Genomic DNA, 22,997 nt, shown 5'->3' with positions numbered 1-22,997 from the left:
CGTGCCGGGCAAACCACATAAAATCTTGGTCAGTGCTTGTCTGTTAGGGCAGCCGGTTCGTTATGACGGCAAGGCGCTGTCAGTTCTGGATACGCATTTACAGCAGTGGCAAACGGAGGGACGAGTGGTGCCGGTGTGTCCGGAGCTGGCGGGCGGCTTGCCAGTGCCACGTCCGGCAGCCGAAATCCGGCATGGGGCTGGTCAGCAGGTATTGCATGGTCTGGCCAAGGTGACGACCCAAGGAGACGAGGACGTATCGGGTGCATTTGTACAGGGCGCGCATACGGCACTTGAATTGGCGTTGCGACATGAATGTGCTGTTGCGATTCTGACCGCCAAAAGTCCTTCTTGCGGGAATGCGCAAATTTATGATGGTACCTTTCAGCGACAATTAAGAGACGGGCAGGGCGTCACTGCTGCATTATTGGTTGCCAATGGGATTGTGGTGTTTAACCAGCATCAGTTGGCAGAGGTGGCTGCGTATCTGGACGGCTTAGGCTGACCGACCCCAAGATAAGACGTGTGATCTGTGGATGGCTTGGTGATGGGGTGGTGGATATCGCATTACTCCATCCACCAAATTCCCTTACCCAATCCCCCTACACCCAAGGCCTGCTTAAAGTGCCGTAGTTTGCTGATACAGCGCTTCAATTTGTTCTACGCTTGGTGGCTTGGCCCCTGCTGACAGGCAGGCACCGGCGCCGGCAGCCACCGAGTATCGCAAGTGTTCTGCCCACGTGTGGTCGGTGTGGTACATCAGGCTATACAGAAAGCCGCCAATGCTGGCATCGCCGGCCCCTACGCTATCGATAACCTCAATTTTTGGCGGTTTGGCCGACCAGGATTGTTCGCCAATATGGATAGAAGCACCTTCTTCTCCCCGGGTGTACAGAAAGGCGGCGTTCGGGTTCCAGCTGCGCAGGGTATCGAATGCGGTGTCAATATCGTGCGTGCGGAACAAGCCCGCCAGATCCTCATCCGACACCTTGACGATATCGGCAAGTCGGGTCATGGCGTTCAGGATCGGATCATAATGTTCATCCATGAGCACCCGGAAGTTCGGGTCATAACTGATTTTGACCCCGGCCGCCTTGAGCTTTTCTGCCAATGCCACCAGTTTGCCGGCCAGTGGTTGTCTTGCCAGGCTTACCCCGCAGAAATGTACCCATTCCACAGCACCTTCCCAGCCCGTTGGCAGCAGGGAGGGGTCAAAGTGCAGGTCTGCACTGTCATCCCCGATAAAGAAATACTTGGGCGGTTGTGTTTCATGCACGATGGCGAGCAACGGAGATTTGTCCGGCTGCTGTAAAAAACGCATGTCGAGCTGTGCGTCTTCGGTTGCCTGGCGCAAGGCCTGGCCAAAGATGTCGCGGCTGACAGCACCGGCAAAGGCGCTGGGCACCCCCAGTTTGGCCATGACGCGCGCCACATTCCAGGTGGCGCCACCGGTTTTGGTGACCCAGGTGTCTTCACCAGTGCGGATAATATCGGTGAGTGCTTCGCCAGCGGCGACAAAGCGGGGCAGGGTTGTACTCATGTTCTGTTCCTGTGTCATGACGAGATGTTAATTGGCGGCGGGCAGTACGTTCAGTGCTTCGTAGCAGGCACCCATGGTGTGATAGTCCACTTTGCCAGCCGGGCTCTTTTCATCGCTGTAAGCGCGGTTATCTGCCGTCAGGATCCGGTACCAGGCACCATGCTGATGATCAATCATGTGATCCCAGCTGTATGCCCAGATTTTCTCGTACCAGTCCCAATAGCCTTCTTTACCCGTTCTGTGGGCCAGCAAGGCCGCCGTAGCCAGGCTTTCTGCCTGCACCCAGAAGTATTTGTCGCCATCGCAGATTTCGTTCTGTGGCCCGAACCCGTAAAAAATGCCGCCGTGTTCGTGGTCCCAGGCTTTTTCCATGGCGGTATCAAACAGGTTGATGGCGCGAGGCAGCAGCCAGTCTGAGTGACCTTGCAGATGGTCTTGATGGCGTTCCAGAATCAGCAGCAGTTTGGCCCACTCTGTCAAATGGCCCGGCTGATAACCCCATGGGCGGAAAATATTGGTCTTGTCATCCTTGTTGTATTCCCAGTCGACTTGCCAGTCTTGTGTGTAGTGCTCCCACATCATGTTGTTGGCCAAGGCCGCCTGACGGATGCTGATATTGTGTGCCAGCAATTCTGCACGGTGCAGAAAGCGAATCTCCCCGGTTGCTTCAAATGCCGCGATCAAGGCTTCGCAGGCATGCATGTTGGCGTTTTGTCCCCGGTACGGCTTGATCTGCCAGTCTGCCGTGGCTTCATCTGCATACAGACCGTACTGAGGCTCCCAGAAGCGCTTCTCCATCAGTTCCCAGGTTTCATTCAGCCAGGCTCTGGCTTCTGCTACTCCTGCCATGATGGCGTGAGAATACGCCAGCAAGACAAACGCCAGTCCGTAACAGTGATTGGTGCCATCCTCAATACGGCATTGGCCATCATGCCACGACAACTGCCATGCATAGCCGCCGGTAGCCGGGTTGCGATGCGCCTCGCGCAAAAAGCGGAGCGCATGGTGCACGGCTTCCAGATATTCCGGGTTGCCAAACTGGCGATACGCCATGCCAAACGTGAACACATAGCGGGTGCTGCTGACCAGATGCCGGGTATGTTTGTCATACACCGTGCCGTCATCTTTGAAGAAGTGATAAAAGCCGCCACTCGGGTCCACGCAGCGCGGGTAGTAAAACGCCATGGTTTGCAAAATATGGGTACGGAGCGTTTTGGCCGAGCGGAAGTCTGGGTAGCTCACGGTAAGTTCCTTCAAAAATGGAGACGTAAGATGATCGGGTGGGCAAGGTGATTCAGGCACTGGCCGAGCTTTGCCGGATCACGAGTTCTACTGGCTGAATTCGCTGTTCCATCGTGTCTTGCTCATGCAACTGCAGTAGTTGTATGCCTTCCCGGCCCAACGCTTCTTTGTTGACATGGATGGTGGTCAGCGACGGAATGGATTGCTGGGCGGCATCAATGTCATCAAAGCCGACAATGGCGATGTCTGCCGGCACGCGCAAACCTTCTGCCAGACAGACTCTCATGGCTGCCAGGGCGACGGAGTCATTAAAGCCAAAAATGGCATCTGGTCGCTGCGGTAGTGACAGCAATTGCAACGTGGCTTCACGTGCGGCTTCTTCCAGCGGCATGTCCGGGTTCAGGGTTACTTCCAGATCCGGGTCTGACAGTTGGCGCGCATCAAACAGGGCTTTGCGGTAGCCATGCGCACGTTCACGAATACTGTAATGGGCCTGCGAGCCAGACAGGTAGGCGATGCGCTGCCTGCCCTGTTGGATGAGGTGCTGTGTGGCCAGATAGGCGCCGCGCATATTGTCCGGGTTAACGGTATGTAAACCGGTCGCCATGGCGTCAATCAGGGCAACCGGTTTGCCCAGGCTTTTGATCAGCGCCAATACTTCCGGTTCAAAGAAACCGGCACACACAATGGCATCCGGATCATGCCGCTTGAGCTGGGATAACACCGGGTCTGCCGGCCCGAGGGATAAAAAACTCAGCACAATGTCCATTTCCCGACAGGCGGATTCTGCGCCATGCAACACCGGCGAGAAAAAGGGTGAGCTGGCCAGCGTATTGTGCTGACGATGCAGCAGAAAACACACGCGCCGCAACTTGCCGGTTTTCAGTTTACTAAAGTCATAACCCAGTTGCTCTGCCGCCTCCAGAATCAATTGGCGCGTTGCCTCAGTCAGGCCGGGTTGTTGTTTTAGCGCACGCGAGACAGTTCCGATGGATACCCCGGTAGCTCTGGCAATATCTCTGACCGTTACAGACACAAGCATCCCTTTGATAATTTGTTTAGCAATTGTTTAGTTTATTCTAAACGCAATCTGTCAGAAATAAAAGTATGATCCTGCAGAAACGATAGACGGTCATGCATCAGGTATGGGAAGGCCGGAAACCAGCGCCAGCAGACAAACGTTGGGCGTGATACCGCGCAACCAACAGCAATACTGTGTGCTTTAGGGGGAATTAGTGGAACAGGGGAAGGGAGGAGGCCTCATCTGACGGAGTGATGAGGCCCGATGCATTTGCCGGATCAGCTATGCTGGCGTTGTTCGAAAAACGATTCCAGCGCTTTCTCTGCGTCCAGAATGTGTTCTTTCAGGTAACTGGTCGCCTTGGCTGCATCGCCTTGCTTGCAGAATGCCAGCAGATTGCGGTGCTCTTGCAAGGCCTGTTCGCTGAAGTCTGCATACAGGATCTGCATGCGGGTATAGCGTTCGGTCTTGTTCAATAGAGATTCGACCAGTGCCATGCTGTGCGGACGGCCCGCCGGTCTGTACAGTGCCATGTGGAACTGGGCATTCAGTCGGCCCCACAGTCCTATATCCTGCTTTTTGAGCGCTTCTTCAAATTGTTGCAGCAGTTTTTCTGCCTCATCAAATGCACCGGGCTGTTTTGCCTGTGTAGCACGGCTGATCAGGTCGCACTCCACCATGACCCGGATATCCAGAAGCTCTTTGATGTCCGAGAGCGAAAACTGGGTAACGATGGCACCCTTGTGATCAAAAATCTGGATCAGACCCTCGGCTTCTAGCTGACGCAAGGCTTCCCGGACGGGAACCCGGCTGACACCAAACTCAAGTGACAAGGCTTCCTGACGCAACTGGCTACCATCTGGCAGTTCGCCATTCAGGATGCGGGTACGGAGCGCCTCGGTCACGGCACCGGTCAGGGTTTGACGGGAAATGATGGGTGTCTTGCTCATAATATTTTCAAAAAAGAAACGTGACTTGCTTTTAACACTCCACGCAGAAAAAGTCTAGCGCCGGGCGCAAATGCGCTGACTGGCCCGGTCATGCCGCCAGCCGAAATTCGGTGATATGCATCAACGGTCTCGGCCTATCATGCGTGCTGGCAGGTTGCAGGCCATCATGGATCATTCATCGGCTGACGGTCAGGAAATACCTGGCTTGGTCTTGGATGTCATCGCCTGTATCTCCCGGCGGGTCATGTTTTATATTCTAGCAATATGTATACAATATACAAATAATTTGTGTCAGAAATTTGCCAGCATCAAGCATTTTATAAAAAGTCACCTGGCAGTCGTCTGACGATGGCAAAAAACCATCGGGTGATGAGCTGATGCTTGGTATAATTCGGCTTCTATATCAATCAGATGTAATCAGGACTTCCATGTACCTCCCAGATCCTCGTACTAGCCAGCCACTGACCAACGTTGACGCACTTCCTGCCAGTTTGCAGTCCTGGCTTGCCAACCCGGCAGCACAAACCGTACCCGCAGATGCCATTGAAGACATGCTGTTTGCAGGGCACGACGAGCAGCTGCAACAGCTTCTGACTGCATTACCTGTCGCTACCCGTCGGGATGTCTGGAAAGCGGTGGCAGGCCTGGCTGACGGTACAAACAGCCGCGAGCGTGAGGACGGCAAGCTGGTGCGCTTGTTTGCCATTCCGCTGGTGATTGTGGCGGGCGCAAGACAACCCCATACCATTCCTGCCCTGATTCCTAATCCGCTGGAAATGCGTGCCTTGCTGGTCGAACATGGCGTGATGGATTCCAGTAACCATGTCTGGATGTCGGGCGAGCTGGTGGATCTGGCCGGGCTGTCTGCCATCCCGATGTCTAAATGGTATCAGGCTGCCTTGGCAACCACTTTGGCGACGCAGGGCTTCCCGTTTGAACTGCCTGCATCACCGGTGGCTGTGGATAGTCGTGAGCGTGTGCAGTTGCGGTTTATTGTGGGGATTGTGGTAGAGGATGCCAGCCGTCAGCGTGCCATGGTCGGTGCGCCAGTCGGCAAGTGGGGCATGGCATTGAGCCAACTGCTGCAGCAGCAATGGCAAACCGAAGGCCTGACCCTGTTTGTGATGCCTCGTGCGCTGACAGGCGTGGTGGCTGGTCAGCGTGATGCCCGTTTCACCTGTCTGGAAGTAGCTTTCCAGTTGTTTGCTAGTGCGATCATTCGTCGGGCACGAGAAGGGGTGGGTGATCCGGCTGCGGTAGTGTCCATTCACGACAATGCAGAGATTCGCGTCACCATCGGGTCACGTTTGCAGCCTGATGTGGCCGAGCGCTTTGTCTGGCCGCTGGATGATCTGGACCAGATCGAGTCGGTGCTGCACATGATGCAGATTTTCTTTGAAGAATGTCAGGTGACGGATGTCACGGTGGCAGAGCAGATTTTGCCGGACCGTAATGCAGAAGGTGCGCCGCTATTTCTGGCCGTTGATGCGACAACAGCGGTGCAGCCAAACTGATCGGCTACTTGACTGTGCATGTCTGATGTCCGGAAAATTTCATCCTCGGCGATTCAGGCATGCGCGCTTGCAGTCGCCAAAAAAAATGCACTGCCATGGGGAGCAGTGCATTCACGTGCCACAGACAAAGGTATCCTTATCGGAGGGTATGATCTCTGATTCGAGCAGCTGATTTGACTCAGCTGAGGATGCCACCATCCTATCTTGCAGCACTTTCTGTTTCTATTCGCATCCTTACGTGTTTCACTACGTACGAATACGGTGACGTCATAAACCGGTACTAACCGGCTTTGGTATCTGACCCTGTCAGATACAGGCGCACCAGCTCTGCCAGAGATGGCGTTTCCAGCTTGGCAAAAATATTGGCCCGATGCGTTTCGACGGTACGAGGGGATAAATCCAGTACGCGGGCGATGTGCTTGTTGGACAGGCCTTCTGCAATATGGGTAAGGATTTCGCGTTCACGATCCGTGAGCTTGCCTAGGCGCATTTGCGCTTCGCGGGTCAGGCTTTGCTGCTGCTGTTCGTGAATGTGCTGCGACACGGCTTTCTGAACCGCCTCCAGCAGTGCTTCTTCATCGACCGGCTTTACCAGGAATTCGACCGCACCGGCTTTGAAGGCACGACGGCACAGGTTCAAATCACCATGACCGGTAATGACAATCACCGGCAGTGTGCATTGTTCATCAATCATGCGTTGTTGCAGCTGGAGCCCCGTCATGCCTGGCATGCGGATATCCACAATCAGGCAACCGATGGCCATGCGGTCAAACTGGGCCAGAAAGGTCTGCGGGTCTGAAAAGGTTTCTACGCGCATGCCCATGGTGCGCAATAGCAGCGCCAGGGCTTCACGTACATCATCATCGTCATCGACCAGATAAATAAGCGGAGATTGTAAGTCCATCACGTGTTGTGTTCCTCAGATCCCGGTAATGTTATTGTAAAGCAAGCGCCACCATCCGGGTTGTTGGCTGCCGTTAAATTGCCACCATGGGCACTGATGATATTCTGACAGATCGCAAGGCCTAAGCCCATACCATCTTTGCGTGTGGTAAAAAATGGGTCAAAGAGTTTGGGCAAATGTTCGTCCGAAATGCCTTTGCCGTTGTCTTTGATGGTCAGTTTGATGAAATCACCCTCCTGCACGCTGGTCAGTCGAATGACCGGTGACGGCGTGTTGGCCCGCTGCAAAGCTTCCATGGCATTACGGACAATATTCAAGACTACCTGCTCCACCTGGATGGCATCACCACAAATGATGGCGCGCGAGGCCATCAGGTCTTCCACAATCTCGATCCCTGACATTTCCAGGTCTTCATTCATGAGCGCCAGGGCATGCCGGCAAGCCTGGTTCAGGTCAAACGGCTCTTCGTCAAAACACTGGCGCATGGCCAGGCTTTTCAGCCGCTTGACGATATCGCCAGCGCGCTTGGCGTGTTTGACCGTGGCCTCCAGCGTTACGCCAAGGCTTTCTTTTTCTTCCGGTGCTTCGCGCAGCAAATGCAATGCTGCTTGTGTCCGGCTGAGAATGGCCGTCAGTGGCTGGTTCAGTTCGTGGGCAATGCCGGACGCCATTTCGGCCAGCGAGCTTTCCTGGGTGACTCGTGCCAGCAGCGCCTCATTTTCCCGCAACTGGCGTTCAGCCCCTTGCAGGGCTTCCAGTGTCCGACGCTTGAATGAGCCGATATCGCGGAACGCAAGTACGCCGCCATTCATCCGCCCGGCATCGTCAACCAGGGGGGAGAGTACGCCTTCGATCATGCTCTGGTCGCCATCTGGCAGAGTCAGTAGCATGTCATCCGGCAGCTCCTGTGCTGTCGGGTTCTGTTTGAGTGCATCTACCGGATGGAATGGCACCCCTTGCACACCGTCAACCGAAAAGTGCAGTACCTGGCGGATATTCCGGCCAATGATCTGCTCGGATAGCTGACCCAGCGTCCGGGCTGCCGGATTGGCCAGGGTGATCCGGCCATGGCGGTCAAACGTGACCAGGGCGTCTGCGGTGGCTTCCACCGTTGCCGAGGCGCGCATCCGCTCTCTGGCCAGTTGGCTGGTGTGGCGTTTTGCCATGATGCGTGCATCGTGGCGCTGCTCTTGCATGCGCGCGAGAATAAAAATGAAAATGCCCAGCAGGATAATGACAACCGCGATACGGTCCAGCATCATTTCCCGGAAATGAATCGGCCGCCAGACTTCCAGCAGGAAAGGCTGGCTGGTAATGTTGAGCAGAAAGCTCACCCGCGGCGGAGTCAGCCAGCTAATCACGGGAGAAGGGCTTGCACCCGGCTCGTGTTGCAGCAGCGCATGTTTGCCATCGGTAGACAGTAAACGGAACCCGAGCAGTCGGGACGGCAATTCATCGCCGCGAATCATCTTCTCCGGGTCCACCAGCAATGCCGTAATCACCGAAGAGTCGTCGTACGTCTTTTCTTGCGTAACCAGGGTAAATCGTTCTTCTGGTGCCGCAACAACGACCAGCTCGCCAATGGCGTGTCCGCCCAAAGCGGCTTCCAGCATGTCTCTGGGTACCGGCCAGTCAATGGGCGGCGCACCTGTCCGCCACACGGTTTGTACAGGCCGCTTGAGGTTCAGGCGCTGCCAGCTGCCAATCCCTTCCACATGCGGGTAGCGCACACGAATTTGTTCGGCAAAACGGGTGAGTTCAAAGGAGGAGGGGGTGGGGGCCATATTCTGCATGGCTGCAATGGCGGCCAGAATGGCGTCGTGTTGTTCCAGGCGCTGTGTCACCAGCCGGGTGAGCATGCGCGAGTCCTGATCAAAGCGATCGGAAATCTGCAGGTATTGGGCGGTCAGCATCAGCCCGCCAGCTGTCATGCCAAGAAGCAACCATGCCGCCAAAGCGAGAAAGTAGAGGCGCAGGCGGGTGGTTTTGATCATGCGGCGACCTTATGAATGGAAAATCCAGCTTGGGCGGGACAATACCACTATAGGTGTTGCAATACAATCATACAAACTACCTAGCTCAGCCAGATAGTTTGCATGAGCGGCTTTGCAATAAAAATCAAAGGGTTGTGAGCTGCCAGCCTAGGCTGGCCACGCAAAAATCAGATTTTCTTGACGTGCAGTCCGCACTCTTTGTTTTCAGGGTTTTCCCACCACCAGCGACCGGCGCGGATGTCTTCGCCCATGGCAATTGACCGGGTGCAAGGTGCGCAGCCAATGGACGGATAGAATTTGTCATGCAGGGCATTATAAGGAACATTGTTTTCCTTGATATAAGCCCAGACTTCTTTCTCGGTCCATTCAATCAGCGGATTGAATTTCTCCAGCCCGTTGTCCTTGTCAAACTCCTGATAACCAAGGTCTTTACGGGTAGGCGACTGTTCGCGGCGCAGGCCGGTAATCCAGGCTTTCTGGCCGGTCAGGGCACGGCGCAGCGGTTCCATCTTGCGAATGCCACAACAGGCTTTGCGCTGTTCCACGCTGTTGTAAAAACCGTTGATGCCGTTCTCTTTTACCCAGGCTTCCGTCGCGGCGGTATTCGGGAAAAACACCTGCACAGGATGCGTGGTATAGGTTTCTTCCACTTTCTGCATCAGGTCATAGGTTTCTGCCGGCAAGCGCCCGGTATCCAGGCTGAAGCTCTTGATGTTCAGGCCATGCTTGGCGATCAAATCGGTTATCACCATGTCTTCTGCGCCAAAACTATTGGCGAAAACGGCAGGTTGGTACTCTGCTGCGATTTTTTTCAGCAAGTCGATGGTTTCTGACAGTTTTTGTTCGAAATTCATGTGTTGGCTCCTGTGACGGTGAGTGAATCGCTGGTGGCATCCGCTTACATGATAAAGCGGTAACCAACGATGCCCAGAATGACCGCCAGAAATGGGCGAATAATGTGATCAGGCATTTTGCCCGAGAGACGACTACCAATCAAAATCCCAGGGATGGACCCGCTCAGCAAGGTAAACAGCAATGGCCAGTTCAGGTTGCCAAGTCCAGCATGCCCCAGGCCTGCAATCAGGGTCAGCGGAACTGCGTGTGCAATTTCGGTGCCTACCAGCTTGACGGTTGGCAAGGCAGGGAAAAGAATAAACAGCAAGACCGTACCCACAGCGCCTGCACCGACAGAACTCAGTGTGACGAGCACGCCTAGCAGTAGCCCGGTCAGTACCGTCGCCCCTTTTTGGCGGCTAGTCATGACTTCATAGTGAACAGCTGTATTGTGACGCAGTTTTTTCAGAATCCAGGGCTTGGCCAGAATGGCGACAGATGTCAGGACCAGCGCAAAACCCAGCGCGTGCTTGATGACCGAGTCGATGGTTTTTGCCGGCAGTTGCCAGCTGTGCAAGGCATAGAGCGTCAGCAGCGTGGCAGGAATACTGCCCAACGCCAGCCAGCCAGTCATGGCCCAGTGAATGTTCTTTTGCTTTTGATGGACAGCAACCCCGGCAGCCTTGGTAATGGCTGCATACAACAAGTCAGTACCAACAGCTTTTGCGGTGGGTACACCCAGCATCAGTAAAATAGGTGTCATGAGCGAGCCACCACCTACGCCGGTGATACCGACGATGATGCCCACCACAAAACCTGAAATTGCCTGAATATAATCCATGGTTTTTACTTTACTGCTGATAGTCATTAAGGTTGCAATGGTATCAGGGGAGTACGTAAAACCATTAGATTATTATCTTAATATCTAATAACCAACAATTATAAAGAAGAGTCTGCTTCAGAATAGAGACTATAAGTGTTCTTGCCGGCTGCTTTGGCCTGGTACATGGCCAGGTCGGCTTTTTTGCGGAGTGTCGTGGCATCCGTACCGTCTTGCGGCACCAGCGTCACACCAATACTGACCGATGCCTGCAGGGCATGCTGGCCGATATTGATCGGTGTTTTCAGTGCGTCCAGCAGTTTCTGCGCCGCGATCTCGGCCTCTTTGCTGCTACTGATGCCGTGCAGGATGATCAGGAACTCATCCCCGCCAATGCGCGAGACAGTATCGCTTTCCCGTACGGCATTAAAGAGCCGTTTGGCGATCTGCTTGAGCAGGGCATCCCCTACATCATGACCCAGGGTGTCATTGATCTGTTTGAAGTTGTCCAGATCCAGAAACAAGAGCGAAAAGGGCGCGCCATAACGGGATTGCTGGAAGAGAGCTTGCTGCAGGCGCTCCTGGAACAGCAAGCGGTTTGGCAAGGCGGTGAGCGGATCATAAAACGCCAGATAGAGCATGCGCTCTTCGGTTTTTTTGCGTTCTGTAATGTCAGTTAGCAAGGCGAAGGCGGTAATTACCTCGTCATTTTCGTCCTTGAGGGCGTTGGCATTGGCCTGGACGATGAGCCGAGATCCGTCTTTACGCACCAGATGCAGTTCTTCCTGGAGTGTGCCCTGTCGACTGGCCCAGTCTGTTTGTGCCAGCAGGGCATCACGACTGTCTGTATCCAGAAAATCGGTCAGCGAAGTGCCTACCAGATGGTGATGCGGGCATTTCAGCAATTCGCACATCGCCGGGTTGGCATCGATAATGCGGTTGGAGTCGGTATCAAACTGCAGGTAGCCTTCGCTGCTGCAACGGAGAATCTGCAAATGCAGCGCTTCATCCGTCTGGTGCTTGTACTCGCGCTTGCGATATTCGGTCATGTCAAACAGCGTTAGCATGATCAACGTCTGCTGGTCATGCACAAGGGTTTTGGCCGAGACTACCATCCAGACAACCCGGCCATGCGTACCCTTAAAGCGTGCCTCAAAATGCTTCAGCTGTCCCTGGTTTTTCAGCCGCAATAGCAGTTCCCGCCAATCCGTAGGCCGTTCAAACCATTTTTCCATCTGCGTTGTTTCGATATCAGCCAATTGCTGCCTGGCTGCCGCATTACGATAAATGATTTCTCCGGTAAGCGGCTGGCATACCAGAATCGGGGTCGATACCAGATCAACAACCTCGTTGCCGATGGCATGTGATGAGAACGGATTATGTGGTTGCATGGCTGTCACAGGCTAAATGAATCACCAGTATAGCTGAACTGGATGGTTTGCCAATCATCCGGATAATCAGGCGCACGGATATATTTGAATACCTGTCAGTATTTCAATAGAATACTGTATGGTATGTTATCTGGAGCAGATGTGTCACAAGCCGTCATTTCTACAGGTGAACTGCAACGCAAGCGCTTGATCCAGCTGCTTAAAGCGCTTGCAGTACAGCGCCTGCCCGAGTCGGTTACCTATGCAGAACTGGCCAATGCTGCTGGCATGCCATGGCAAAGTGTGCGCCGCCTCTTGGGGAGTCGTAAGCAGTTCGCCGTGCTGGTAAATGAAACATGGCCTGATGAGACGCTGTTTCCACCGGATAACCGGGAGAAAATCCTGGCGAGTGCAGCCAGGGTGTTTGCCGCTCACGGATTTCACGCGGCATCGCTGGACAAAGTTGCCGCCGATGCCGGACTCACCAAAGGGGCTGTGTACTGGCACTTCGCCAGCAAAAATGACCTCTTCTTTGCCTTGCTGGATAAGCATTGCCAGGCCCAGGCAGAAGATTTGCCGAGACAATTTGAAAACAGTCTGCCTGATCAGGTGCAGTTGCCTGGCTTGCAGCAACTGATCTGGAACGTGCTGCAGCAGCTGAGCAATAATCCGAACCAGTTGCCTTTGTTGCTGCTGGAGTTTTTCGGCCAGACACGGTCCCCTGATATCCGGGAAAAACTTGGCGAGCAATACCGGCAAAGCTATGCCAGAACCGCAGCGCTGATTACGGGTGGACTGGCCGAGCCTGACGTCCAGAAACATGCTGAGATGCAGGCTCTGTTCTGGCATGCGCTGATAGACGGCTTGATGATGGCCATGCAGGCTAACCCGACGCACTACAACTGGGCTGAGATGGTGCCAGAAATGATTGCCTGGCTATGGAAAGGTGTCGAGTCCTGCCCGTTACAACAAGAACAGCAACCTTCGATTAAACAAGCTTCAGATGCTGGTGGAACGTCATGATGAAAATCTCCGGAAAGAAAATAGCCACAGGTTTGACCGTTGTCGTGCTGGTGATTGCCGGCTTGGTGTGGAAAGGCAAGCAAGCTGCTCCTGCAGAAGGGGCTGCCAGTGCAACTGCGGGGAAAAACCAGACGATAGAACTGCTGCAAGCAGATATACATACCGTCACCAATGGCAAACTCACCCGCCGTGTCAGTTATACCGGGACAGTCAATGCCTTGAACCAGACCATCATTTCGGCTCCCGTGGATGGCAAGATTACCGACATTCTGGTTCGCCCCGGGGATACGGTTCGCAAAGGCCAGCCACTGGCACATTTTGATTTGCGTGATCTCTCTGCACGTGTGGATGCCCGGCGTGCCGCGCTGGACAGTGCCAAAGCCCAGCTGGCGGTGGCAGAAAAAAATCAGGCCAGCAAAGAGGCCCTGTTCCGGCAGAACTTTATCTCCAAGAATGCTTTGGACGAAAGCGGCGGTTCTTTGGCGGACCGGCAGGCGGCGGTTGCTGCGCAACTGACCGAGCTAAAGATTGCCCAAAAGAGTCTGGCGGAAGGGGCTATTCTGGCGCCATTTGATGGCGTTATCGGTACCCGGGATGTGACGGTCGGGCAGGAGGTTGGTGCCCGTATCAAGATGTTTACGCTGGTGGATTTGCAGCATCTGGAAATTGAAGCGGCCGTACCGGCAGATCAGGTCGCCGCCTTGTCGGTCGGCATGCCGTCCTCTTTCCGGGTGGAGGGGGCGGATAATCAGATCATGCAAGCGCAGCTGGCCAGAATCAGCCCCATCACGCAGGCAGGCACCCGATCAGTACCGATATACCTGCAAATCACCACGCATAGCCCGTTATTGCGTGCTGGTATTTTTGCCAGTGGCGACATTGACACGGCCACCAGTTCTGCACTGACAGTACCCGCGACGGCCATCATGACCGATGCCGGACGTCCCCAAGTCTGGATGATCCGCGCCGGGCGGCTGGTACTGCAAGACGTGGTATTGGGCGCACGAGATGCGTCAACGGGCATGGTGGCCATCCAGCAGGGGCTAAACGCCGGCGACCTGATCGTGCGCGTTCGCTTGCCGGATGCTCGCGCCGGGATGGCGGTCAGCATCAGCAGCATCAAATCATGAGCGTGGTGCTTAGACCCTTGAAAAGGAAAGTCTTTGTATGTGGTTAACCCGTATCAGTGTCAAAAATCCGGTATTCGCCAGCATGATGATGCTGGCTCTGTTGGTACTGGGGCTGTTTTCTTACAATAACCTCGCCGTAGAGCAGTTTCCGGACATCAAGTTTCCGATTGCGGTCATCAGCACCCAATACCCGGGTGCGACCCCTGAAGTGGTCGAAAACGATGTGACCCGCAAGATCGAAGAAGCGATGAACACCATCGGCGGCGTCAATAATATTTACTCCAACTCTTACGAAGGCCTGAGCGTGGTCATTGTCGAGTTCACATTGTCGACCAATGTGGATCTGGCCATGCAGGACGTGCGCGACAAATTGTCCGGGGTGAGACCCCTGTTGCGGAAAGAGGTCAAAGAGCCTTCCATTGGTCGTGCCGGACCGGATGAACGCCCGATCATGTCCTTGTCCCTCTCGTCTGCCGTTCATACCCCAAGGCAATTGACTACGCTGGCCGACCAGCAATTGGTCAAGCAGTTTCAGACCATCCGAGGTGTTGGTCAGGTCAATCTGGTTGGCGGTGTCAAACGGCAGATTCAGGTGCGTCTGAATCCGCAAAAACTGGAAGCCGCCCGCGTTGGCGTAGATCAGGTCATGGCCGTATTGCAGCAGGAAAATGCCCAGTTACCCGTCGGCACCCTCAGCAATACCCGTAACGAGGTCGTGGTGCAGGTTCAGGGGAAAATCAAGGACCCTGCCCAGTTTGCCCAGTTGATTGTCTCGCGCCAAGGGGATGCCATCGTGCGCCTGGGGGATGTGGCTACCTTGTCGGATACGCAGGAAGAGCTGTCATCGGTCGCGCTGATTAACGGCCAACCCGGTCTGGCCATTGACATCAGCAAGGTGAGCAACAGCAATACCGTGCAGGTAGCCAAAGACATACGCGCCAAAATGGAGTCACTTCAAAAGATCTTGCCAGCGGGTATGACGCTTGGCGTGGTGTACGACGGCTCGGTCGCCATCAAAAACTCGCTGGATGACGTCAATAAAACCATGTTCGAAGGCGCACTGCTGACCATTCTGGTGGTGTTTCTGTTTCTCGGGTCGTGGCGGAGCACGGTGATTACCGGGATGACACTGCCGATCGCCCTGTTGGGTACGGTGTTTCTGCTGCAGGTATTCGGCTTCTCGCTCAACATGATGACCATGATGGCGTTGTCGTTGTGTATCGGCCTGTTGATTGATGATTCGATCGTAGTCAGGGAAAACATTACCCGGCATCTGGCCATGGGCAAATCCCCGCAAGAGGCCGCGCTGGAAGGCACCAAGGAAATCGGACTGGCCGTGCTGGCGACTACGCTTTCCATTGTGGCGGTGTTCCTCCCGGTCGGCTTTATGGGCGGGATTATCGGCAAGTTCTTTTACCAGTTCGGTATCACTGTCGCAGGGGCGGTCCTGATCTCCATGTTCGTGAGTTTTACCCTCGACCCGATGCTGTCATCGGTATGGAATGATCCCCAGGCCAAACAGCATCAAAAATTGAACTGGCCCGTACTGGGGACCTTGCTGGACAAGGTGCATGGCGCACTGGACAGCCTGGCGGAGCTTTATGCTGTGCTGATCGCCTGGTGCCTGCAACGCAGGAAACGGGTGCTCGCCTTTGCGCTGGCGATTTTGCTTGGCAGTTTTATGATCGCCAGCCACCTGGGGGCCGAGTTTGTGCCCGAGGCAGACATGTCCGAGCTGTTGCTCACAGCCAAGACGCCGGTGGGCTCCAGTCTGGACTATACCCAGCGCAAAGTACTGCAAGTCGAGCAGGCATTACGTGCTTTCCCGCAGGTAAGACGAACCTACGCCACCATCAATAGCGGGTTTGTACTGGGTAAAAACCAGTTCTCCATCCGGGTGAGTCTGGTGCCACGCAAGTCACGGGCGCTCAGCCAAAAAGCCTTGGTCCCGCTGCTGCGGGCCAGGGTGCAGCAAATCGGCGGTATCGAACTCAAAAGCCTCGGCGTCGCCGATGCCCCGGGCGGTGGCGAGAAACCCATTTTTGTCAGTATCCAGGGCGGTGATATCGAGCAGCTGAAACAGATAGCCGCGCAACTGGAAGCCAGGATGCAACGTATTCCGGGCATGGTGGATATCGAATCCAGCATGAGCGAGCAGAAACCCATGATCTCGCTCGATATCAAGCGGGATCAGGCCAGCGATCTCGGGATCGGTCTGGCACAGATTGGCAATACCTTGCGACCGTTGGTTGCCGGTGAAACCGCGTCTACCTGGGAAGCACCAGATGGCCAGAACTATGATGTGTTCGTCCGTTTGCCGGAAGAAGGAAGGCAAATCCGTGGCGATCTGGAAACACTGAAACTGGTCAGCTCCAAAACCGATGCACAAACAGGCAAACCGCTGCTGGTACCGTTGAGTGAAGTGGTTGCGTTCAGGGATGCGGGTAGCCCTACCCAGATCAACCGTCGCGCACTGCAGCGGGAAATCAAGCTCACGGCCAACGTGGACGGCCGGCCGGCAGGTAACGTAGGTGCAGATCTGCAAAAGGTACTGGATAACTTCAAGCTGCCAAACGGTTACCGTTTTGAAGTGGCTGGTGCCAACAAGGACATGCAAGAATCATTTGGTTATGCCGTGAAAGCGCTCGCGCTGGCGGTGATTTTCATCTACATGATTCTGGCATCCCAGTTTGGCAGCTTCCTGCATCCCCTGGCCATCATGACCTCGCTCCCGTTGTCGCTGATCGGGGTATTCCTCGGCTTGCTGGTGGGCGGACAAACCCTGAACATCTTCTCGATCATCGGGGTCATCATGCTGATGGGCCTCGTAACCAAGAATGCCATCCTGCTGGTCGACTTTATCGAACAGGCTGTTCATCAAGGGGTTGACCGGCATCATGCCATTATTGAAGCCGGACGGGTGCGGCTAAGACCGATTCTGATGACGACCTTCGCCATGGTGTTTGGCATGCTGCCATTAGCGCTTGGTTTGGGCGAGGGGGGCGAGCAGCAGGCACCGATGGGGGATGCCGTGATCGGCGGGGTGATTACCTCTACCTTGCTGACACTGGTGGTCGTACCCGTGGTGTATACCTATCTGGATGATCTGGGCGACTGGGCCAAGCGGATGTTCTCGAAGAAAGCATGATGAAAGATGGGATGAAAATTTTGCTCTAGGTTTGTTGAATTGCGTCCAGCCACGTCAGGTCGGCGTAGCATAAAAAAAGAGGGGTATACCCCTCTTTTTTTATGCTACATCACGGCTTAAAGAATAAGCGGTAACGCTCCCTGCGGTCATTGGGCCTGCCCCCCTCCCAGATCAGGGTGCCATCAGCTGGCAGAATCGCGGCATCCTTTGCGCTGATGTGCAGCGACCATTGGCACTCTCTGGCCTGGCTGCTAGTCTCAAGGCGGATATGGTAGTAGTATTCAAGCAGACCTACCACGGTATTGGGGGCGTAAACGCCTGATACACATGCATTTTTTGGCAGGTGTTGTGTCAGTTCGACCAGCATGGGCCGGTAATCTTTCGCGGCAACCACCCAAGGCAGCCAGAGTGTCATCAACAACCCCCAAGCGGTTGTCATGCCGGTTGCCCAGTTAGCCACCGCGATACGACTGGTGGTTTTGGGACGCCAGGACATCCACATCCAGACCAGCGTGATCAGGATGGAGAAGACAAGCCAATACCAGTGGCTGACGTGAACGTAGGTCGGGCTGGCACGATGCATCCGCAGGGCAATATGCGCAGGCCATCCGGTGGCCAATGCGAGCCAGCCAACCCAGGCCAGAATGATAAAACCACCAAACGTGAACCGCCCAAACCAGTTAAAAGCCGCTGTCCAGCCGCGTTTTAACTGGCTGGCTGCCGGTGTGGCCAGAATGGCCAGTGGCAACAAGACAATAATGGCAGTCACATCATGCTCTTGCACGTGCAGCGAACATTCGAGCAACCATAGCAGCGTCACGCACAGCCATTTCAGGTGGCTTAGTGTGGCTTCCGCGTCTTTGCGCTTGCGTATCAACTGACTGGCGGCCAGTGGCCAGATTGGCCAGGCGAACCAGGCAAAAATACCGCCAAAATATCCTAGCGTATGGATTGTTAACAGGGCATGGGCTGAGAATTCGGTTGCCAGCCAGTAGCGGAAGATGTCCGGATGGGCCGCCTGCAGGGAGAGTGGCCAGCAAAGTGCCAGCGGCAATGCGGTCAGCAGGGAGATCATCAGCCACTGTATCAGTGTCCCTAGGCCAGATTTCTCCCAGACGGGTACCAATACAATGGTCAGCAGCAACGGTAGCAATACGACACTGCCCCCCCCCATGAACGCACATGCCAGGCCGATGCCGGTGACAAGCCCGCTGTAGAAAATCTGCCGGTTCCGGATGGATAATCCATACAGTACCAAGGCATGTCCCAGCAGGTTGCCTTGTTCGGGCATGATCAAATGCGCTCGGGCGATCAATCCGAATGACCCCATCAGCAGCAGCACGGTCATGCGCCCTTGCTTTTCACCCCAAATCTGTCGTCCGGCCATCCCCATCAGCAGGAAGGTCATGGCCATCATCAGAACGGCGGCCAGCCGCGCTGCTTCATGAATGCTCAGAAGCCAAGGGGAGAAAACCTTGGCGGTGAGTGCACCCAGCCAGTAACTCAGAGGCGGGTTGTCCAGAAAAGGGGTTGTGCCCAGATAAGGTAGCAGCCATTGCCGGGTGTCCAGCATGCGGCTGACCACTGCGATCACTTCTACTTCCTCGTTGCGCCAGGGGGCGTGACCAAACATGCCCGGTATCAGCCAGACGGTACACAACAGTAATAACAGCCAGGAGTGGTCTTTGGGCTGTGGATTAGGATCAATACTGGGAGGGCGGTAGGTAAGCATGCCTGGACAGGGGGAGTGAATAAGCCAAATGGCGTACCGTCAGACAAGATGTGTCAGTGTCGGTACGATTCAAATATCTTGATATACGGCAGTATACATCGATTTGCTAGCGGCATAAAAAAAGGCAGCATACGCTGCCTTTTTCAGGAAACACGATTCGATTAGCGAACCATGGTGCCGTATTTGTTCTTGAACTTCTCGATACGACCTGCTGTATCCATAACTTTCTGTTTGCCAGTGTAGAATGGATGGCACTGAGAACAAACTTCAATGTGCAGGTTTTTGCTCATGGTAGAGCGGGTGTTGAACTTGTTACCGCAGCTGCAGGTAACTTCAATTTCGTTGTACTCTGGATGTACGTCTTTCATGATTCTTCCTTAGAATAAAGCGTGCCGGGATTGTGCCGACACTTTAAAAGCGGGATTATGAACTAAACCGGCATCAGAGGCAAGCCTCTGATGCAATTAGCCACGGCGCATGGAGTCAAAGAAACCAGCGTTGTTTTTGGTGGCTTTCAATTTGTCCAGCAAGAACTCGGTTGCTTCCAGGTCGTCCATCGGGTACAGCAGTTTGCGAAGCACCCAGATTTTCTGCAGGGTATCTTTTTCGATCAGCAGTTCTTCACGACGCGTACCGGAGCGGTTAACGTTAATGGCCGGGTACAGGCGTTTTTCGGCCATACGGCGATCCAGGTGGATCTCCATGTTGCCGGTACCCTTGAATTCTTCATAAATCACATCATCCATCCGGCTACCGGTATCAATCAGGGCCGTGGCGATAATGGTCAAAGAGCCGCCTTCTTCAATATTACGTGCGGCACCAAAGAAGCGTTTAGGACGTTGCAGCGCATTGGCATCCACACCACCAGTCAGGACCTTGCCGGAAGTCGGCACAACCGTGTTATAGGCACGGGCCAGACGGGTGATGGAGTCCAGCAGGATCACCACGTCTTTTTTATGTTCAACCAGGCGCTTGGCTTTTTCGATGACCATCTCGGCGACCTGTACGTGACGGGTGGCCGGCTCATCAAAGGTAGATGCCACGACTTCGCCTTTGACGGTACGGGTCATCTCGGTCACTTCTTCCGGGCGCTCGTCAATCAGCAACACAATCAGGATAACATCCGGATGGTTTGCCTTGATGGCGTGTGCCAAGTGCTGCAGCATCACGGTTTTACCTGATTTTGGCGGTGCAACCAGCAAACCGCGCTGACCTTTGCCAATCGGGGCGATGATGTCAATCATGCGGCCTGTGGCATTTTCTTCTGCACTGATTTCCCGTTCCAGGCGCAATGGCTGGGTAGGGAAGAGCGGGGTCAGGTTTTCAAACAGGATTTTGTGTTTGGCGGCTTCAGGAGATTCACCGTTAACGCGGTCAACCTTTACAAGGGCAAAGTAGCGCTCGCCATCTTTAGGGGTGCGGATTTCACCCTCAATCGAGTCACCTGTATGCAGGTTAAAGCGGCGGATCTGGCTAGGGCTGACATAGATGTCATCCGGGCCTGCCAGGTAGGACGTATCCGGGCTGCGAAGAAAGCCAAAGCCATCCGGTAGTACTTCGAGTGTGCCTTCACCGTAAATGCTTTCTCCCTTTTTCGCCTGATTTTTGAGCAGTGCAAAAATGAGATCTTGCTTGCGGAGTCGGTTAGCACCGTCGATTTCATTGGCTACGGCCATTTCAACCAGTTCGGATACGTGTAGGTGTTTCAGGTCTGATAGATGCATGTTCTATTCGCGAGTGATTGCGGTAACGAAAAAGGAAACAAAAGATAAGCGTGAAGACGACAGAATTGTGAAGACTAGACTTTGGAGAGTCACCTGATTCAGCTTAATGAGTCAGGTGACTAGCGAAAATTTTGTAAATTTCCGGCGATGCTATCTGGTTCAGAGGTTGCTGTCAATAAAAGCAACCAATTGGGATTTGGAAAGCGCACCCACTTTGGTGGCGGCTACATTACCGTCTTTAAACAGCATCAGGGTAGGGATGCCGCGCACGCCAAATTTTGGCGGAGTGCCCGGGTTTTCATCAATGTTCAGCTTAACCACGGTCAGTTTGCCTGCGTAGTCTTTGGCCACTTCGTCCAGTACTGGCGCAATCATTTTGCAAGGACCACACCATTCTGCCCAGAAGTCCAGCAATACAGGCGTACCGGATTGCAGTACATCGGCCTGGAATGAATCGTCAGTGGTATGAATAATATGTTCGCTCATGATTGGGTCCTTGTTGGTGCGAAAGTACGTGCTGACCGGTCAGCAAAAAAGTCTAACAGTGGAAAGAATATATTGTTTAGCATCGTAAAGAAAGCCGTCAGGCAAGTGAATTACCTGAAATTTCTGCTGTTCTTTTCCCGTCAGAATTCATAGATGGGATTGATGGAGAAAAAATCAATAGGCGGTTCGCCATGAATTGTGCCAGAGACAGAAAACAGGGTAGGTTGCGGTAAAACGCCGGTATTTCTGGCATAAACTACTGCAAAAACCGTATATTGATCTGTTAGAATACCAGAGTATTATAGTCTACTTTTACAAGAATCCTGAACTTGAGGTTTGCGCCAGATGACTTACGTTGTAACCGAAGCCTGTGTGAAGTGCAAATATACCGACTGTGTTGATGTTTGCCCGGTGGATTGTTTCCGTGAAGGTCCCAACTTTCTCGTGATTGATCCGGATGAGTGTATTGACTGCACACTGTGCGTGGCAGAGTGCCCTGTTGAGGCCATCTATGCAGAGGACGATGTCCCTGCCGGGCAGGAAGTGTACACGGAGCTGAATGCCGTATTGTCAAAGCATCCAAACTGGACGCCAATTGTCGAGAAAAAAGACCCATTGCCGGATCATGCGGACTGGTCTTCGGTCAAAGACAAATTGCAGTATCTGGACCGTAACGGTGCATGAGCAGTAACCCGCTACAAGGCATGAATGCATTGCCCGCCAAACTGGTGGGCAATTCTTTTTCTGGTGCACTGATACTGACATCCAGGTTATCAGAGGCGGAATATCGTTTTCTGACACGTGTCTTGCAGCTGGTGTTGCCACGCGTAGAAAAGCCGGCTTTTATGGATTTGGCACTGCTGTCTGCATTAAGCGTCGATGAGCAAACCCGGCTGACAGATAATCCTGCACGATTGCTGTGCGCGTATGGTCCAGAAGCGATCGCCTACTGCCAGAATACGGGATTCCCGTTTTTGCCTTTGCCAGCGATTACTACCAGTAACTATGCCTTGGCAAGGGCGGAAGCAACCCCAGCGCAGCAGCTTGTGTTGTTTGGTCCGGAGTCGGTCGGCAAAAGTACGCTGGCGAAGCAATTGGCCGTGCATTTTCAGGTGCCTTATCTGGATGAATATGTCCGCCTGTGGTTTGATGTGTTTCACAATCAGTGTGATGAACAAGACGCCAACACCATCATGCTTGTGCAGCAGGCATTGAATCAGGCATATGCCGGTATGACCGAGAGCCCATGGATTGTCTGTGATACCAATGTACTTTCATCAATCATGTGGTATACGTGGTATTTCGGGGCCTTGCCAGATGCCGGGCATGTGATGGCGGAGACGCAAGAAGGTGTGGTTTATTTGCTGCTGGATGATGATTTGCCGTTTGTGCCGGATCATCAGCGCAAGTATCCGGATCGGCGGGAGTTCGGGTCTGACCATGCTGAAAGCTGGTTGCAAAAATATGGCTGTCGATACGAGCGTATCGGCGGGGCGGGGGCTGACCGGCTAAATGCGGCTGTGGCGAGTATCAGGCGTTTATTGGTGCTGTAATCCGTTCGATTGCTA

The 22,997-nt window shown here is 54.1% G+C and carries 20 protein-coding genes; 7 read left to right on the top strand and 13 right to left on the bottom strand.

Going from position 1 to position 22,997, the window contains the following annotated elements:
- Position 1: 1 nt before the first annotated feature.
- On the top strand, positions 2 to 502 hold the full coding sequence (locus F552_RS0107425) for a 2-thiouracil desulfurase family protein (protein ID WP_018151101.1): 501 nt from the start codon (positions 2 to 4) through the stop codon (positions 500 to 502).
- Between the two features lie 114 nt (positions 503 to 616).
- Here the strand turns inward: F552_RS0107425 and F552_RS0107420 are convergent, their stop codons facing one another.
- From F552_RS0107420 to F552_RS0107405, 4 genes are all read right to left on the bottom strand, one after another.
- The gene (locus F552_RS0107420) at positions 617 to 1,537 is read right to left on the bottom strand and encodes a carbohydrate kinase family protein (protein ID WP_018151100.1); all 921 of its coding nucleotides are present in this window, start codon (positions 1,535 to 1,537) and stop codon (positions 617 to 619) included.
- 27 nt (positions 1,538 to 1,564) lie between these two features.
- Positions 1,565 to 2,779, bottom strand: a complete 1,215-nt coding sequence (locus F552_RS0107415; protein ID WP_018151099.1) for an AGE family epimerase/isomerase — start codon at positions 2,777 to 2,779, stop codon at positions 1,565 to 1,567.
- Between the two features lie 52 nt (positions 2,780 to 2,831).
- Positions 2,832 to 3,821 carry a LacI family DNA-binding transcriptional regulator gene (locus F552_RS0107410; protein WP_018151098.1) on the bottom strand — a complete coding sequence of 330 codons (990 nt, stop codon included), beginning with the start codon at positions 3,819 to 3,821 and terminating at the stop codon, positions 2,832 to 2,834.
- A gap of 257 nt (positions 3,822 to 4,078) precedes the next feature.
- Entirely contained in the window at positions 4,079 to 4,750 is a 672-nt protein-coding gene (locus F552_RS0107405; RefSeq protein ID WP_018151097.1) for a GntR family transcriptional regulator, read from the bottom strand.
- 428 nt (positions 4,751 to 5,178) lie between these two features.
- Between F552_RS0107405 and F552_RS0107400 the strand changes: the two genes are divergently transcribed.
- Positions 5,179 to 6,264 carry a hypothetical protein gene (locus F552_RS0107400; protein ID WP_018151096.1) on the top strand — a complete coding sequence of 362 codons (1,086 nt, stop codon included), beginning with the start codon at positions 5,179 to 5,181 and terminating at the stop codon, positions 6,262 to 6,264.
- Between the two features lie 280 nt (positions 6,265 to 6,544).
- Here the strand turns inward: F552_RS0107400 and F552_RS0107395 are convergent, their stop codons facing one another.
- From F552_RS0107395 to F552_RS18725, 5 genes are all read right to left on the bottom strand, one after another.
- The gene (locus tag F552_RS0107395) at positions 6,545 to 7,168 is read right to left on the bottom strand and encodes a response regulator transcription factor (protein ID WP_018151095.1); all 624 of its coding nucleotides are present in this window, start codon (positions 7,166 to 7,168) and stop codon (positions 6,545 to 6,547) included.
- Entirely contained in the window at positions 7,168 to 9,162 is a 1,995-nt protein-coding gene (locus tag F552_RS0107390) for a two-component system sensor histidine kinase NtrB (protein ID WP_018151094.1), read from the bottom strand. Before F552_RS0107390 ends, F552_RS0107395 begins: the two co-directional genes overlap by 1 nt.
- Before the next feature lie 167 nt (positions 9,163 to 9,329).
- The gene (locus tag F552_RS0107385) at positions 9,330 to 10,016 is read right to left on the bottom strand and encodes a phosphoadenylyl-sulfate reductase (protein WP_018151093.1); all 687 of its coding nucleotides are present in this window, start codon (positions 10,014 to 10,016) and stop codon (positions 9,330 to 9,332) included.
- 44 nt (positions 10,017 to 10,060) lie between these two features.
- Positions 10,061 to 10,837, bottom strand: a complete 777-nt coding sequence (locus F552_RS0107380; RefSeq protein WP_026182488.1) for a sulfite exporter TauE/SafE family protein — start codon at positions 10,835 to 10,837, stop codon at positions 10,061 to 10,063.
- Positions 10,838 to 10,935: 98 nt separating this feature from the next.
- Positions 10,936 to 12,207 (bottom strand): sensor domain-containing diguanylate cyclase, encoded by a 1,272-nt coding sequence (locus tag F552_RS18725; RefSeq protein ID WP_018151091.1) that lies wholly within the window; start codon positions 12,205 to 12,207, stop codon positions 10,936 to 10,938.
- Between the two features lie 141 nt (positions 12,208 to 12,348).
- Here F552_RS18725 and F552_RS0107370 point away from each other — a divergent pair, with 141 nt between their 5' ends.
- From F552_RS0107370 to F552_RS0107360, 3 genes are read left to right on the top strand one after another with little or no spacing between them, the layout of a single operon-like run.
- Complete coding sequence (locus tag F552_RS0107370; protein ID WP_169333580.1) at positions 12,349 to 13,209, top strand: TetR/AcrR family transcriptional regulator; 861 nt, start codon at positions 12,349 to 12,351, stop codon at positions 13,207 to 13,209.
- Entirely contained in the window at positions 13,206 to 14,339 is a 1,134-nt protein-coding gene (locus tag F552_RS0107365; protein WP_018151089.1) for an efflux RND transporter periplasmic adaptor subunit, read from the top strand. The genes F552_RS0107370 and F552_RS0107365 overlap by 4 nt, the downstream gene beginning before the upstream one ends.
- A 37-nt stretch (positions 14,340 to 14,376) precedes the next feature.
- Entirely contained in the window at positions 14,377 to 17,487 is a 3,111-nt protein-coding gene (locus F552_RS0107360; protein WP_018151088.1) for an efflux RND transporter permease subunit, read from the top strand.
- Between the two features lie 109 nt (positions 17,488 to 17,596).
- Here F552_RS0107360 and F552_RS0107355 read toward each other — a convergent pair whose 3' ends face one another.
- The 4 genes from F552_RS0107355 to trxA all read right to left on the bottom strand — a co-directional run bounded on the left by F552_RS0107355 (position 17,597) and on the right by trxA (position 21,429).
- The gene (locus F552_RS0107355; RefSeq protein ID WP_018151087.1) at positions 17,597 to 19,219 is read right to left on the bottom strand and encodes an ArnT family glycosyltransferase; all 1,623 of its coding nucleotides are present in this window, start codon (positions 19,217 to 19,219) and stop codon (positions 17,597 to 17,599) included.
- A gap of 161 nt (positions 19,220 to 19,380) precedes the next feature.
- Positions 19,381 to 19,587, bottom strand: coding sequence for a 50S ribosomal protein L31 (gene rpmE, locus F552_RS0107350; RefSeq protein ID WP_018151086.1), 207 nt, complete (start codon positions 19,585 to 19,587; stop codon positions 19,381 to 19,383).
- 96 nt (positions 19,588 to 19,683) lie between these two features.
- Complete coding sequence (gene rho / locus F552_RS0107345; protein ID WP_018151085.1) at positions 19,684 to 20,943, bottom strand: transcription termination factor Rho; 1,260 nt, start codon at positions 20,941 to 20,943, stop codon at positions 19,684 to 19,686.
- Between the two features lie 159 nt (positions 20,944 to 21,102).
- A complete protein-coding gene (trxA, locus tag F552_RS0107340) occupies positions 21,103 to 21,429 on the bottom strand; it encodes a thioredoxin TrxA (RefSeq protein ID WP_018151084.1) in 327 nt (108 codons plus the stop codon).
- 345 nt (positions 21,430 to 21,774) lie between these two features.
- Here trxA and fdxA point away from each other — a divergent pair, with 345 nt between their 5' ends.
- A complete protein-coding gene (gene fdxA, locus F552_RS0107330; RefSeq protein WP_018151083.1) occupies positions 21,775 to 22,113 on the top strand; it encodes a ferredoxin FdxA in 339 nt (112 codons plus the stop codon).
- Positions 22,110 to 22,982, top strand: a complete 873-nt coding sequence (locus tag F552_RS0107325) for an AAA family ATPase (protein ID WP_018151082.1) — start codon at positions 22,110 to 22,112, stop codon at positions 22,980 to 22,982. Before fdxA ends, F552_RS0107325 begins: the two co-directional genes overlap by 4 nt.
- Positions 22,983 to 22,997 lie beyond the last annotated feature (15 nt).

Origin of the sequence: Leeia oryzae DSM 17879, from assembly GCF_000376945.1 — a bacterium.
Classification (GTDB): Bacteria; Pseudomonadota; Gammaproteobacteria; order Burkholderiales; family Leeiaceae; genus Leeia; species Leeia oryzae.
This window is presented reverse-complemented; position numbering and strand designations above follow the sequence as displayed.